Source organism: Burkholderia sp. MSMB1588, assembly GCF_001546925.1.
GTDB lineage: Bacteria > Pseudomonadota > Gammaproteobacteria > Burkholderiales > Burkholderiaceae > Burkholderia > Burkholderia humptydooensis.
In genome coordinates this window covers 324,409-338,234 of sequence record NZ_LNJS01000001.1, presented here as the reverse complement: position 1 = coordinate 338,234, position 13,826 = coordinate 324,409, and the positions used below count along the sequence as shown (strand labels likewise).

Annotated in this window: 18 protein-coding genes; 4 read left to right on the top strand and 14 right to left on the bottom strand. The window is 67.7% G+C overall.

The annotated features are described in order from the left end of the window. Positions 1–12 precede the first annotated feature (12 nt). Positions 13–726: an SURF1 family protein gene (locus tag WS92_RS13345; protein ID WP_015602351.1), complete on the bottom strand. Its 714-nt coding sequence runs from the start codon at positions 724–726 to the stop codon at positions 13–15. 87 nt (positions 727–813) lie between these two features. Between WS92_RS13345 and WS92_RS13340 the strand changes: the two genes are divergently transcribed. After that, positions 814–1,023 (top strand): twin transmembrane helix small protein, encoded by a 210-nt coding sequence (locus tag WS92_RS13340; protein ID WP_004200193.1) that lies wholly within the window; start codon positions 814–816, stop codon positions 1,021–1,023. Between the two features lie 160 nt (positions 1,024–1,183). On the opposite strand, the gene WS92_RS13335 is transcribed toward WS92_RS13340, so the two are convergent. The 8 genes from WS92_RS13335 to WS92_RS13300 form a co-directional block, all read right to left on the bottom strand. Beyond that, positions 1,184–2,041 (bottom strand): cytochrome c oxidase subunit 3, encoded by an 858-nt coding sequence (locus WS92_RS13335; protein WP_006024431.1) that lies wholly within the window; start codon positions 2,039–2,041, stop codon positions 1,184–1,186. Between the two features lie 133 nt (positions 2,042–2,174). Next, positions 2,175–2,375 carry a DUF2970 domain-containing protein gene (locus WS92_RS13330; RefSeq protein ID WP_006024430.1) on the bottom strand — a complete coding sequence of 67 codons (201 nt, stop codon included), beginning with the start codon at positions 2,373–2,375 and terminating at the stop codon, positions 2,175–2,177. Positions 2,376–2,394: 19 nt separating this feature from the next. Then, positions 2,395–3,000, bottom strand: a complete 606-nt coding sequence (locus WS92_RS13325) for a cytochrome c oxidase assembly protein (RefSeq protein WP_006024429.1) — start codon at positions 2,998–3,000, stop codon at positions 2,395–2,397. 21 nt (positions 3,001–3,021) lie between these two features. Beyond that, positions 3,022–3,162 (bottom strand): cytochrome oxidase small assembly protein, encoded by a 141-nt coding sequence (locus WS92_RS13320; RefSeq protein ID WP_006024428.1) that lies wholly within the window; start codon positions 3,160–3,162, stop codon positions 3,022–3,024. A 68-nt stretch (positions 3,163–3,230) separates the two neighbouring features. After that, positions 3,231–4,838 carry a cytochrome c oxidase subunit I gene (ctaD, locus tag WS92_RS13315; RefSeq protein ID WP_006024427.1) on the bottom strand — a complete coding sequence of 536 codons (1,608 nt, stop codon included), beginning with the start codon at positions 4,836–4,838 and terminating at the stop codon, positions 3,231–3,233. 43 nt (positions 4,839–4,881) lie between these two features. Next, positions 4,882–6,459, bottom strand: coding sequence for a cytochrome c oxidase subunit II (gene coxB, locus WS92_RS13310; protein ID WP_015600434.1), 1,578 nt, complete (start codon positions 6,457–6,459; stop codon positions 4,882–4,884). 49 nt (positions 6,460–6,508) lie between these two features. Continuing rightward, complete coding sequence (locus WS92_RS13305; RefSeq protein WP_009911163.1) at positions 6,509–6,997, bottom strand: DUF2244 domain-containing protein; 489 nt, start codon at positions 6,995–6,997, stop codon at positions 6,509–6,511. A 236-nt stretch (positions 6,998–7,233) separates the two neighbouring features. After that, positions 7,234–8,199, bottom strand: coding sequence for a methyltransferase domain-containing protein (locus WS92_RS13300; RefSeq protein WP_015600782.1), 966 nt, complete (start codon positions 8,197–8,199; stop codon positions 7,234–7,236). Positions 8,200–8,282: 83 nt separating this feature from the next. Between WS92_RS13300 and WS92_RS13295 the strand changes: the two genes are divergently transcribed. Further along, a complete protein-coding gene (locus tag WS92_RS13295) occupies positions 8,283–9,050 on the top strand; it encodes a ComF family protein (protein WP_015600171.1) in 768 nt (255 codons plus the stop codon). Between the two features lie 61 nt (positions 9,051–9,111). Then, positions 9,112–9,582: a tRNA (uridine(34)/cytosine(34)/5-carboxymethylaminomethyluridine(34)-2'-O)-methyltransferase TrmL gene (trmL, locus tag WS92_RS13290; RefSeq protein ID WP_006024422.1), complete on the top strand. Its 471-nt coding sequence runs from the start codon at positions 9,112–9,114 to the stop codon at positions 9,580–9,582. A gap of 233 nt (positions 9,583–9,815) precedes the next feature. Here trmL and WS92_RS13285 read toward each other — a convergent pair whose 3' ends face one another. The 5 genes from WS92_RS13285 to WS92_RS13265 all read right to left on the bottom strand — a co-directional run bounded on the left by WS92_RS13285 (position 9,816) and on the right by WS92_RS13265 (position 12,788). Beyond that, positions 9,816–10,349, bottom strand: a complete 534-nt coding sequence (locus tag WS92_RS13285; RefSeq protein ID WP_059932655.1) for an O-acetyl-ADP-ribose deacetylase — start codon at positions 10,347–10,349, stop codon at positions 9,816–9,818. A gap of 148 nt (positions 10,350–10,497) precedes the next feature. After that, entirely contained in the window at positions 10,498–11,496 is a 999-nt protein-coding gene (locus WS92_RS13280; protein WP_059932657.1) for an NAD(P)H-dependent glycerol-3-phosphate dehydrogenase, read from the bottom strand. A 25-nt stretch (positions 11,497–11,521) separates the two neighbouring features. Next, positions 11,522–11,992 (bottom strand): protein-export chaperone SecB, encoded by a 471-nt coding sequence (gene secB / locus WS92_RS13275; protein ID WP_006024419.1) that lies wholly within the window; start codon positions 11,990–11,992, stop codon positions 11,522–11,524. Between the two features lie 116 nt (positions 11,993–12,108). Then, positions 12,109–12,369: a glutaredoxin 3 gene (gene grxC, locus WS92_RS13270; RefSeq protein ID WP_009911157.1), complete on the bottom strand. Its 261-nt coding sequence runs from the start codon at positions 12,367–12,369 to the stop codon at positions 12,109–12,111. An 11-nt stretch (positions 12,370–12,380) separates the two neighbouring features. After that, positions 12,381–12,788, bottom strand: coding sequence for a rhodanese-like domain-containing protein (locus WS92_RS13265; protein WP_006024417.1), 408 nt, complete (start codon positions 12,786–12,788; stop codon positions 12,381–12,383). Between the two features lie 133 nt (positions 12,789–12,921). On the opposite strand from WS92_RS13265, the gene gpmA reads away from it, so the two are divergent. Continuing rightward, complete coding sequence (gene gpmA, locus WS92_RS13260; protein ID WP_015600149.1) at positions 12,922–13,674, top strand: 2,3-diphosphoglycerate-dependent phosphoglycerate mutase; 753 nt, start codon at positions 12,922–12,924, stop codon at positions 13,672–13,674. The last annotated feature ends 152 nt before the right edge of the window (positions 13,675–13,826 follow it).

Genomic DNA, 13,826 nt, shown 5'->3' with positions numbered 1-13,826 from the left:
GCGGCGCCGCGCTCACGCGTCGCCGGACTGCTTTTTCGCCGCGCGCCGCGCGGCATACAGGCCGAAGCCGGCGGCGGCCGCCGCCATGCCCCACCACTGGAACATGTAACCGTAGTTGCGCTCGACGCCTGTCGTCGGCGCGGGCCAGTCGCGCACGAGCTTGTCGCCGTCGTCGCTCGTCTGCTGGATCACGAACGGCTGCAGCGGCAGGCCCGTTTCCTGCGCATACGCGGCGGCGTCGAGATTCTGCCGGATCTTCTGGCGCGCGGCCGAGCCGCCCTCGCCGAGCTCGAACGCGCGCGACGCGTTGCCGCGCGCGATGCCCTCGATCGTCACGTCGCCCGCAGGCGTCGCGAACGGCTCGATCGCGGTGCGATCGGCGTAATTGCGCGGCAGCCAGCCGCGGTTCACGAGCACGTAGCCGCCGTTCGCGAGCTTCATCGGCATCACGACGTAGAAGCCCGGCTGATCGTTGTACGGCCGGTTGTCGAGGAACACCGCGAGTTCCGGCATGAAACGCCCCGTGGCGCGCACGCGATGGAACTCGATGTCCTTCAACGCGACGCTCTCGCGCGGCACGTCGGCCGGGCTCGCATGCTCGTAGCGCGCGATCTGCGCGTCGAGCGCCTCCTTCTGATGCGCGCGGTCGCGCTGCCAGAAACCGAGCCGCACTGTGATCGCGATCACCGCGAGAATCAGCAGCGCAGGCAGCCAGCGGATTCTCATCGCGCCGCTCCCTGGGCGCGACGATCGCCCGACCGAAGTGCGATAATGCCCCTTTCTTCCTCCAACTGCCGGTTTCCGGTTAGCTTCATGCACATTCTCGTTCCGATCGCCTTCGTACTCATCATCGCCAGCATGGTGTCGGCGCTGTATTTCATGATGCACGACCGAGGCCATACGAAGCGGATGGTCTGGTCGCTCGCGATGCGCGTCGGGCTGTCGATCTCGCTGTTCCTGTTCATCCTGTTCGCGAACTGGATGGGCTGGATCCATTCGACCGGCATTCCGATCGGCCGCTGATGCGGCATAACGCCGCACGAGTGCCGCCCCTTCAAGCAAAAGCGCCGCCCGATGAAGTCGGGGCGGCGCACCGGTCCTGCCTGCGGCGCTTCGGCGCGCATCGCGGCGCCGACGAACCAGGCAAACGGCCCGCGCATCGCTGCGCGGGCCGTTTTCGTTGTTACAGCCAGTAGACGACGACGTACAGGCCGAGCCAGACGACGTCAACGAAGTGCCAGTACCACGCGGCGCCTTCGAACGCGAAGTGGTGATCCGGCTTGAAGTGGCCGCGGATCATACGCACCAGCACCACCGCGAGCATCGTGCCGCCCAGGAACACGTGGAAGCCGTGGAAGCCCGTCAGCAGGAAGAACGTCGAGCCGTACACGCCGGAGCCGAGCGTCAGGTTCAGCTCGTTGTACGCGTGGAAGTATTCGAAGCCCTGCAGGAACAGGAAGCAGACGCCGAGCACGAGCGTCGCGGCGAGCCAGGCGATCGCCTTGCCGCGATGATCCTCGCGCAGCGCGTGATGCGACACCGTCAGCGTCGCGCCCGACGACAGCAGCAGCGCGGTGTTGAGGGTCGGGATCGGCCACGGGCCCATCGTCTTGAAGTGGCCGACGAGGGCGCCCGGGCCTTCGTTCGGCCACACGGCGGAGAAGTCCGGCCAGATCAGCTTGTAGTCGAGGCTGCCGAGCTGGTGCATCGCGATTTCGCGCGCATAGAACAGCGCGCCGAAGAACGCGCCGAAGAACATCACTTCGGAGAAGATGAACCAGCTCATGCTCCAGCGGTACGACTTGTCGACGCGCTTGCCGTACATCCCGCCTTCCGACTCGGCGATCGCGTCGCCGAACCAGTGATACAGCACGAACAGGAGCCACAGCAGGCCGACGAGCGCCGTATAGGGCGCCCACGGCTCGCCGTTGACCCACAGCGCGAACGAGCCGAGCATGATCAGCAGGCCGATGGCCGCGCTGATCGGGTGCTGCGACGGGTGCGGCACGAAATAGTACGGGCTCTCGTTTTGACCGGTCATGCTTGATTCTCCACTTCAGTCCAATTTGTTCCGGAACGATCCGGCTTATTTCTGCGGCGGCGCGCGCGGCGCCGCCTCGCTTTGTTTCTGCTCGCGGCCGCGCACGGCGGCGCGCCCGCTGAATCCGCCCCTGCTACCCGACGACCGCGTGCACGATCAGGATCAGCACGCCGACGAACACGGCCGCCCCGATCAGCGCGGCGATCAGCACGTACAGCGGGTTCAGTTGCGTCGCGTCCGCCTCGAGATCGCGCCGCTTGCGCACGCCGAAGAACGACCACATCACCGCCTTGATCGTCTGCGCGAACGTGCTCTTGTTGTCCGTTCCGCTCACCTACGTCGCCTCCTCAATATCACGCGGCGGGCTTCGCCGCAGCGCCGCCCGTGCGCTCCGCCGCGCCGCGCACGGCGGGCGCGGGCGTGTTCAGCTCGAAGAACGTGTACGACAGCGTGATCGTCTTCACGTCCTTCGGCAGCTTCGGATCGATCACGAACACGACCGGCATGTCGCGCGTCTCGTTCGCCGCGAGTGTCTGTTGCGTGAAGCAGAAGCACTCGATCTTCTTGAAGAACTCGGTGGCCTGCTTCGGCGCATAACTCGGGATCGCCTGCGCGACCACCGTCCTGCCCTGCCCGTTCGTCACTTCGTAGACGACCGTCGTCAACTCGCCCGGATGCACGTCGATGCTGTTGCGCTTCGGCTTGAAGCCGAGCGGGCCGCGCGCGTTCGCGTCGAGCTCGATCGACACCGTCCGGGTGTAATCGATCTGCGTATTTCTCGCCTCTCGCGCGCTGACGTCGCGCTGCAACAGGTTATTGATGCCGGTGATCTGGCAGATCGCGCGGTACATCGGCACCAGCGCGAAGCCAAAGCCGAACATCAGCCCCGCCACGACGACGAGCTTCACGAGCATCGACCGGTTGAACGCGCGATCGACGTTCGCCTCGGGCTTCGACATCAGGACTTCCTCAATACTGCGTCAGGACGTGGACGCAATCCACTGCCTGACGACGGCACCCACAAAGAAAACGGCGACGACGATGAGCAGGATCAAGAGCAGCCGCCTGTTGCCCGCGCGAATCTCGTCGGGCGTTCGTCTTTTTTGTGAATTCCGGGTCATGCGAATTTTTTCGTTCGGGTTGGCGCCGCCCGCGTCGTGCGACGCGGGCGGCGAACGCCATCAAACCATTACTCGACCGTCGGCGGATGCTCGAACGTGTGGAACGGAGCCGGGCTCGGCACCGTCCACTCGAGGCCCGTCGCGCCGTCCCACGGCTTGTCGGAAGCGCGCTCGAGCTCGCCGCCGCCGCGATACGCGGGCAGCACGACCGCGAACAGGAAGTACACCTGCGCGAGGCCGAAGCCGAACGCGCCGATCGTCGCGAGCTGGTTGAAATCGGTGAACTGCGCCGGGTAGTCCGCATAGCGGCGCGGCATGCCCGCGAGCCCCACGAAGTGCATCGGGAAGAACGTGATGTTGAAGAAGATCATCGACGACCAGAAATGGATCTTCCCGCGCGTCTCGTTGTACATCCAGCCGGTCCACTTCGGCGCCCAGTAGTACCAGCCGGCGAAGAGCGCGAACAGCGAACCCGCGACGAGCACGTAGTGGAAGTGCGCGACGACGAAGTACGTGCCGTGGTACTGGATGTCGAGCGGCGCCATCGCGAGCATCAGGCCCGTGAAGCCGCCCATCGTGAACACGAACAGGAAGCCGATCGCGAACAGCATCGGCGTCTCGAACGTGAGCGAGCCGCGCCACATCGTGGCCGTCCAGTTGAACACCTTCACGCCCGTCGGCACCGCGATCAGCATCGTCGCGTACATGAAGAACAACTGGCCCGTCACCGGCATGCCGGTCGCGAACATGTGGTGCGCCCAGACCATGAACGACAGGATCGCGATCGACGCGGTCGCGTACACCATCGAGCTGTAGCCGAAGAGGGGCTTGCGCGAGAACGCCGGGATCACCTGCGACACGATCCCGAACGCCGGCAGAATCATGATGTACACCTCGGGGTGGCCGAAGAACCAGAAGATGTGCTGATACATCACCGGATCGCCGCCGCCCGCCGCGTTGAAGAACGACGTGCCGAAGTGGCGGTCGAACAGCACCATCGTGATCGCGCCCGCCAGAACAGGCATCACGGCGATCAGCAGGTACGCGGTGATGAGCCACGTCCACGCGAACATCGGCATCTTCATCAGCGTCATGCCCGGCGCGCGCATGTTCAGGACCGTCACGACGATGTTGATCCCGCCCATGATCGACGACGCGCCCATGATGTGCACCGCGAAGATCGCGAAATCCATGCCCGGACCCATCTGCGTCGACAGCGGCGCGTACAGCGTCCAGCCGGCGGCCGTCGCGCCGCCCGGCGCGAAGAACGAGCCGACCAGCAGCACCGCCGCGACGGGCAGCAGCCAGAAGCTGAAGTTGTTCATCCGCGCGAACGCCATGTCCGACGCGCCGATCTGCAGCGGAATCATCCAGTTCGCGAAGCCGACGAACGCCGGCATGATCGCGCCGAACACCATGATGAGCCCGTGCATCGTCGTCAACTGATTGAAGAACTCGGGCCGCATGATCTGCAGGCCCGGCTCGAACAGCTCGGCGCGAATCGCGAGCGCCATCACGCCACCCGACAGGAACATGATGAACGAGAACAGCAGGTACAGCGTACCGATATCCTTGTGGTTGGTGGCGAACAGCCAGCGCCGCCAGCCGTGCGGGGTTTCGTGCGCGTGGTCGTCGTGCGCGTGGCCCGCGGCTACGTCGTGCCCGATGCTAGACATGAGAATCTCCTAATGCGAATACGTCGACAAACACAGCGACACGTCAAGCCGCCGGGCCGATCTCGACCCGCCGGGCTTCCTTCGCGTCCGCCCCGCCCGTGATCGTTTCCGGCTTCTTCAGAATGATGCGCTCCTGCGCGACGCCGGCCGTCTTCAGCGCGTCGCGCACGGCCTGCGCGCGGCGCCTGGCCAGTTCGGCGTTCGCGTCGGCCGAGCCCGTCTTGTCGGTGAAGCCCGACAACGCGAGCTTCGCGTCCGGATGCGCCTTCACGTATTCGGCCGCCGCGGCGATCGCGTCCTTCGCGTCCGCCGGCAGCTCGCTCTTGCCCGTCTCGAAATAGATCGCCGCCGGCAGCGCCTGTGCCTGCGCCGGCGCGGCCGCGCCCGATGCGTCGGCCGCCGGCGCCGCCGCACCGCCGTCCGCCTGCTGCGCGTCTTCCGGCATCTTGCCGTTGCGCGCGTCGGCCACCTGCTTCGGCTGCAGCGCGTCGCCCTTGTGGTTGCCCCACGAGTTGCGCTCGTACGTGATCACCGACGCGATGTCGAGATCCGGCAGCGACGCCCACGACGGCATTGCGCCCTTGCCCTTGAGCACCTGCTCGAGATGGCCGGCGATCGGGCCGTTGACGATCTTGCCCCCGTCGAGCGCCGGGAACGCGCCGACGCCCTTGCCGTTCGGCTGGTGGCACACCGCGCAGTTCGCCTTGTAGACTTCCTCGCCGTGCGCCATCAGCTCGGCGCGCGTATACACCTTGTCCGGATCGACCGCGCCCGCGGCGAGCTTCGCCTTCTGCGCGCTCACCCACTTCGCGTAGTCGTCGTCCGACAGCACCTCGACGACGACCGGCATGTACGCGTGCTCCTTGCCGCAGAGCTCCGTGCAGAAGCCGCGGTAGGTGCCGACCTTCTCGGCCTTGAACCAGGTATCGCGCACGAAGCCCGGAATCGCATCCTGCTTGACGCCGAACGCCGGGACGTACCACGAATGGACGACGTCGTTCGCGGTCGTGATGACGCGGATCTTCTTGTTGACCGGCACGACGAGCGGGTGATCGACTTCCTGCAGGTAGGTGTCGCTGATCGGCTGCTGGCCGTTCACTTCGGCGCGCGGCGTCGACAGCGTGGACAGGAAGCTGATGCCTTCGCCCGGGCCCTTCACGTAGTCGTAGCCCCACTTCCACTGGTAACCGGTGACCTTGACCGTGAGGTCGGCGTTCGTCGTGTCCTTCATCGCGACGACGGCCTTCGTGGCGGGCAGCGCCATCAGCACGACGATGATGAACGGCACGATCGTCCAGATGATTTCGACGGTGGTGCTTTCGTGGAAATTGGCGGCCTTGTGGCCTTTCGACTTGCGGTGCGCGAAGATCGAATAGAACATCACGCCGAACACGCCGACGAAGATCGCTGTACAGAGGATCAGCATCATCGTGTGGAGGTCGTAGAGCTCCTCGGCGATCTTCGTCGCGGGCGGCTGGAGATTGATCTCGTTGACGCGGGGGCCGCCCGGGCTGTCGCCCACCGCCAGAGCGGCGCCGGACAAGAGCAGACCGCTGCATGCCAGCACGCCCGTGAGGGCTCGCTTGATTGTTTTCATAGCTTCCTTACCCAAAATTTCCATTCAAACCCTCCCCCGTCGCAAGCCGCCCGCTTCACGCCGGCCGCCTCGTTCAGCCGCAGCGCGAAAGCGACGCGCGCAGCTCGCGCGCGAACTGCGCGCGCCGGTATTGCGCGAGGTGCTGCCCGACCACGACGGACTCTCCGCGCGACACCAATGTGACGGGATCGCGCGGCGACGCACCCGGCTCGACCCGCACCCAGCGCGGATTCAATTCGATCTGCGTCAGCCGCTCCGCGCTCATCCGCTCGATGACGAGCCGGTGAGGAAACAGCCGGATGCGTTCGTAATCGACTGCATGGCGCGCGTAGATGGCAAACGCGACGCCCACCGCCAGCAACTCGACCCCGGTGAAAGGCAGCACGAGCCACGCTCCGCGCCACGACAACAGGACCGCGATCAACAGCGAAAACGCCGCGAGCGACACGTAGAACGCCACGAACTGGCGTGGAGACGCCGAGCAGTTGCGCTTCATCAGCCAGTCCGCGAGGACCGGTTCGGCGTCGTGCAACCCGTCGTGCAACCCGTTCGCTGCTTCCATCGCTGCCTCTCGCGAATGGCGTCTGATGCTTGCCCGCATCGGGCCGGCCGTCCTGTATTGTGAGGACCCCCAGGACGACAAACTGTCGCATTATAGGCGGGTTCAAAGTCATCCACAAGCAAACGGCCATCGCCCGGCGAGCCAAGCGCGACAAGCTTCCCGGCCGTTTTAGGAGGCTTTTTGCAGCGTCCCTCGGCCGTTAATTTCCGGCATAACGAAAACCCCTCTTTACCGCGTCATGAACGCTTCGGCCGCCCTTTGCCGATGTCCTGCACGCGCACGATGCCGAAGCCTTCCGCCGTCGTGCGCGGCGCCGCCTTCCATGCATGCCCGTAGATCACTTCGAACGTGAGCGGAATCGTTCCGTCGTCGCGCCGGCGCGCTTCGAGCGCGTCGTACAGCGCCGCGCGCAGGCGGCGCGACGCATGGCCCGACGCGCCGCGCTCGAACGGATACGCGCCGAGGCGGCGCACGTCGGCGAGCAGCGAATCGGCGGACTTGTACGTGACGGTCAGCGTCTCCTGGTCCATCACCGGAATCTCGAAGCCGCTCTCGACGAGCATGTCGCCGAGGTCGTGCATGTCGACGAAATCGATCACGCGCGCGACGGCGCGCGCGCCGCCCGCCGCGGCGGCCGCGTCCGCGCACGCGGCGCGCAGCTCGCGCAGCGTGTCGGGGCCGAGCGTGCTGAACATCAGCAGCCCGTCGACGCGCAGCACGCGATGCCATTCGGGGAACACGAGATCGGGACGCGCGTGCCAATGCAGCGCGAAGTTGGACCAGAGGAGATCGAACGCGCCGCTCGCGAACGGCAGCGCGGAGAAATCGGCTTGCGCGACGCGCGGCCCGCGATGGCCGAGCGCTTTCGTGAGCGTCGCCGGCAGGAACCGGCGCCAGCTCGTCTCGGCCGTGTCGCGCGCGGCCGCGCGCGCGAGCATCCCGCCCGACGCGTCGACGCCGAACACGGGCGCTTCCGGAAAGCGCGCGCGCAGCAGCGGCAGGTCGTCGCCCGTGCCGCAGCCCGCATCGAGCACGCCCGCCGGGTTCACCTTGATGTAGTCGAGGCGCTCGCGCATCCGCTGCGCAATCTCGCGCGGCAGGAACGACACGGCGTCGAACGCGGCGGCGCGGCGGTCGAAGATCCGCCGCAAGCGCCGCGGATCGTAGGCCGGACGGCCGGTTTTTGCGGAAGCTGGGGACATGTCGGGCACACTGGCGAAGAGCCCGAAGTATACTCGCTCGCTTCGCGCCATTCAGCGAAGCGGCCCTCCGCAGGAGCCCGGCGATGGCGAATCCGGCCGTATTGCGCCGCCGCATACGTGCGGCGGCCGCGTGCGTGGGCATTGTCCTGGCACGTTTTTCCGCTGCTGCGCTGCCGAACCGCTGCGCGTTATGCGGCAATTTGTCACATAGGACAATTTGCGACTGTTGCGACGACGCCTATTGGAATGAGACCCGGCTGCGCTGCTCACGCTGCGCGTTGCCGCTGCACGGCGCGCGCGGTGCGATGCACTATTGCTGCGCCGCGTGCGCGAACGCGCCGCCGCCGTTCGACGCGACACTCGCGCTCGCCGACTACCGCGCGCCGCTCGACAGCCTCGCGCTCGACCTGAAGTTCCGCGCGCAGCTCGCGCTCGGCCGCGAATTCGGCGAGCGCCTCGCGCGGCTCGCGGCGGACGCGCTCGACGGCGCGCCGCCGCTCGACGTGATCGCGCCCGTGCCGCTCGCGCGGCGGCGGCTCGTCGAGCGCGGCTACAACCAGGCGTGGGCGATCGCGCGGCCGCTCGCGCGCGCGCTGAAGGTGCGCGCCGATGCGGCGCTCGTTGCGCGCGTGGCCGATACCGCGCCGCAATCGCGGCTCGCGTTCGATGCGCGGCGCACGAACGTCGCGGCGGCGTTCGACGTCGCGCGGCCGGTCGCGGGGCTGCACGTCGGCATCGTCGACGACGTGATGACGTCGGGCGCGACGCTCGATGCGCTCGCGCGCAAACTGAAGGATGCGGGCGCGCGGCGCGTGACGAACTTCGTCGCGCTGCGCACCGCGAAGGATTGACGGCGCGCCGCGGCGCGGCCGCCACACGGGTTCACACGCTTTTCACCGATCGAATCGAATCATGTTCAACGTTGTTCTCGTCGAGCCCGAAATTCCGCCGAACACCGGCAACGTGATCCGGCTGTGCGCCAACACGGGCGCGCGGCTGCATCTGATCGAGCCGCTCGGCTTTCCGCTCGACGACGCGAAGATGCGCCGCGCGGGGCTCGACTATCACGAATACGCGCAGATGCGCGTGCATCGCGACTGGGACGCGTTCGTCGCCGCCGAGGCGCCCGATCCCGCGCGGATGTTCGCGTTCACGACGCGCGGCTCGGGACGCTTTCACGACCGCGCGTTCGAGCCGGGCGACTGGTTCGTGTTCGGCCCGGAGACGCGCGGGCTCGCGAGCGCGCTCGTCGAACGCTTTCCCGCCGGGCAGCGCGTGCGGCTGCCGATGCGGCCGGGCAATCGCAGCCTCAATCTGTCGAACACGGTCGCGGTCGTCGTGTTCGAGGCGTGGCGGCAGACGGGGTTCGAAGGCGGGGCCTGAGCGAACGTCGGCCGCCTGGCGGCGGCGCGAAGCAAACGGCATGCGCGACCCACGCGCACGAAGCGAACGCCGCGTGCGCCTCTCGCACGACGCTTCTTGCACGACGCTTCTTGCACGACGTTCGCCGCCGACCTCCGATCGCCGGCCGATCACAAGCCGATTGCCGGCGCGGGGGCCGCGGCGGGAACCGATCGACGACGGCGGCGAGCGGCGAGCCGCGAACGAACGCGCGCTCAAATACGCGCAAGCGCCGCGCGATAAAGATCGAGCATCGCGTTGGAAAAGCACGCGAATACGATGCGCTCGAATCTCGCGTCGGCCAATTCGCCCGCGAGCGCGTCGGTCACGGTGCGCACCGCGATCGCAGTCGCGTCGGCCGGCGGAAAGCGATACACGCCGCAACTGATCGCCGGAAACGCGATCGACGTGCAGCCGGCGCCGGCCGCGACTTCGAGCGAGCGCCGGTAGCACGACGCGAGCAGTTCGGCCTCGCCGCGCCCGCCGCCGTGCCAGACCGGGCCGACCGTGTGGATCACGTACTTCGCGGGCAGGCGATAGCCTTGCGTGAGCTTCGCGTCGCCCGTCGCGCAGCCGCCGAGCGTCGCGCATTCCTTCACGAGCCCGGGCCCCGCCGCGCGGTGGATCGCGCCGTCGACGCCGCCGCCGCCCAGCAGCGACGCGTTGGCCGCGTTGACGATCGCGTCGAGCGCGAGCGTCGTGATGTCGACGACGCGCGCTTCGACCGACGTCGAACCGATGTTCGGCATGATGCCTCCATCGAGTGGATCGCGATGCACACAGCGTACGCCCGCGCGCCCCCGGGCGCACGGAACGCGCGAACGCGAACGCGGGCGCGCCGTGCAGCGCGCCCGCGTCCGTTCGCTTCGGATTGGATTCGATCCGGCCCGCCGGACCCTATTCGGCCTTCGCGTCCCGCCGCAGCAGGCCGCTCACCGCGTCACGCGGCGCGACGCCGTCGAACAGCACCGCGCACACCGCTTCGGTGATCGGCATGTCGACGCCGCGCTCGCGCGCGATCGACAGCACCGCGCGCGCGCACCGCACGCCTTCGGCCACGTGGCCGAGCGCGGCCAGGATGTCGTCGAGCGAGCGGCCGGCCGCGAGCTGCAGGCCAACGGTCCGGTTGCGCGACAGATCGCCTGTCGCCGTGAGGATCAGGTCGCCGAGCCCCGTGAGGCCCGTGAACGTCTCCGCGCGGCCGCCGAGCGCGACGCCCAGGCGCGACATCTCCGCGAGCCCGCGCGTGACGAGCGCCGCGCGCGCGTTGAGGCCGAGGCCCAGGCCGTCGGCGATGCCCGTCGCGATCGCGAGCACATTCTTCACCGCGCCGCCGACCTCGACGCCGACGACGTCGTCGCCCGTGTAGATCCGCATCGCGCCGTGATGGAACGCGGCGAGCGTGCGCTCGCGGCACGCGGCCGACGCGCTCGCGACGGTCAGCGCGACGGGCAGCCCCTGCGCAACTTCGCGCGCGAAGCTCGGGCCCGACAGCACGCCGTAGCTCGCGTGCTCCGGCAGTTCCTCGGCGACCATCTGATGCGGCAGCAGCCGCGTGTCGGCCTCGAAGCCCTTGCAGACCCAGACGAAATGAGCGGGCATGCAGCATGCGTCGCGCATCGCGCGGCAGAGCGCGCGCAGCCCGGCCACGGGCGCGGCGATCACGCAGAGCGCGCCGTCCGCTTGCGCGTGCGACAGCGCGGCCGCGAGATCGGCCTCGTAATGCAATGCGGGCGGCAGCGCGACGCCGCCCAGGTAGCGGACGTTCTCGCGCCGCGCGGCAAGCTCGGCGACGAGCGCCGCGTCGCGCGCCCAGAGCAGCGTATCGTGCCGCGCGGCCAGATGCGCCGCGAGCGCGGTGCCCCATGCGCCGGCGCCGAGAACAGCGACTTTCATGCTCAGCACCGGTCGTCGTTCATGCTCAGTTCACCGTCGCGCCGCTCGGCACACCGCCTTGCTGCGCGATCTCGGCGAGGCGCTGCTCGTACAGCGCCTGGAAGTTGATCTCGGCGAGATGGATCGGCGGGAAGCCCGCGCGCGTGATCGCATCGGCGATGTTCGAGCGCAGGTACGGGAACAGGATCGTCGGGCATGCGATGCCGCAAAGCGGATCGATCTGCTCGGCCGGGATGTTACGGATGTCGAAAATGCCCGCCTGCTTCGCTTCGACGAGGAACGCGACCTTCTCGCGCACCTTCGCGGTGACGGTGCCCGCGACGACGATCTCGTAGACCGTGTCGGCGAGGCGCTCGGCTTTCACGTCGACCTCGACTTCAACGGCGGGCATCTCCTGCTCGAGGAAGATCGCGGGCGAATTCGGCTGCTCGAGCGACAGATCCTTCAGGTAGATGCGCTGGATGTTGAAGAACGGTTGGTTTTCGACGTCGGACATGGTGGCTCCCTAAAAATGATTTCGTGGCGGCCGGAACCCTCCGGCACGCCCGGTATGATCGCGCCTGGACCGCGCACCGCCCGCAAGACGGCGGCCGCGCGATGGCTCGCGCCTCGTCAGGCGGCTTCGAGAAGCGGCTTCAGGCCGCCTTCGCGGTCGAGTTTCGACAAGTCGTCGTAGCCGCCGACGTGCGTGTCGCCGATATAGATCTGCGGCACGGTGCGGCGGCCGGTGCGCTCCATCATTTCCGCGCGGCGCGCCGGCTCCTTGTCGATCAGCACCTTCTCGACGTGCTCGACGCCGCGCAGCTTGAGCAGCCGCTCGGCCTGCATGCAATACGGGCACACCTGCGTGCTGTACATGACCACTTTGTTCACTTCGCCACTCCTCATTTGACGACCGGCATGCCGGCCTGCTGCCATGCGGCGACGCCGCCCTGCAGCACATGGACGTCCTGGTAGCCCGCTTCCTCGACGATCTTGCGCGCCTTTTGCGACTGCTGACCGTTCTGGCACACGAGCAGCACGGGCGTAGCCTTGTTCTTCGACAACTGGCCGGCCTTCGCCTGCAGCTCGCCGAACTCGACGGAGCGCGCGGACGGCAGGTGGCCCGCGCCGTACTCGGCCGCCGGCCGCAGATCGACGACGACCGCGTTGCGGCGGTTGATCAGTTGGGTCGCCTCCGCGGCCGACAGGCCGCCGCCCCCGCGCCGCAGCGCGGGCCACGCGAGCAGGCCGCCGGAAACCACCAGGATCGCGATGAGCGCGAGGTTCGTGTAATCGGTGAAGAACGTCACGGAAAATCCGCCGAAAAAGAGAAATCGGAAAGGGCAATCTTGCCATTATAAAATAACCGTCTGACGCGATGTCGCCCCAGAGCACGGGTCCGCATCCTGCTTACCGCTTCCTCACCACCGACCGCAAGCATCTATGTACAAGCTCGTTCTCATCCGCCACGGCGAATCGACCTGGAACAAGGAAAACCGCTTCACCGGCTGGGTCGACGTCGACCTGACCGAACAAGGCAACCGCGAAGCCCGGCAGGCCGGCCAGCTCCTGAAGGAAGCCGGCTACACGTTCGACATCGCGTACACGTCGGTGTTGAAGCGCGCGATCCGCACGCTCTGGCACGTGCAGGACCAGATGGATCTGATGTACGTGCCCGTCGTCCATTCGTGGCGGCTGAACGAGCGCCATTACGGCGCACTGTCGGGCCTGAACAAGGCGGAGACGGCCGCGCAGTACGGCGACGAGCAGGTGCTCGTCTGGCGCCGCAGCTACGACACGCCGCCGCCCGCGCTCGAGCCGACCGACGAGCGCGCGCCGTACGGCGATCCGCGCTACGCGAAGGTGCCGCGCGAACAACTGCCGCTCACCGAGTGCCTGAAGGACACGGTCGCGCGCGTGCTGCCGCTCTGGAACGAATCGATCGCGCCCGCGGTGAAGGCGGGCAAGCAGGTGCTGATCGCCGCGCACGGCAACTCGATCCGCGCGCTCGTCAAGTATCTCGACGGCATTTCGGACGCGGACATCGTCGGCCTGAACATCCCGAACGGCGTGCCGCTCGTCTACGAACTCGACGCGAGCCTCACGCCCATCCGGCACTACTACCTCGGCGATCCGGACGCGATCGCGAAGGCGCAGGCCGCCGTCGCGCAGCAGGGCAAGGCGTCGGCGGCCTGATCGCCGCCTTGCGCGGCGCGCGGACGGCAGCCCGCCCGCGCCCGCCCGCCGGCATGCGCCGCGCGAACCTGAACCTGTTTCGCGCGGCGCTGTCCGAATCACGCTGGCGCTCCCCGTTTCGCCCCGATCCACAAGGCATCCGGACGAACAGT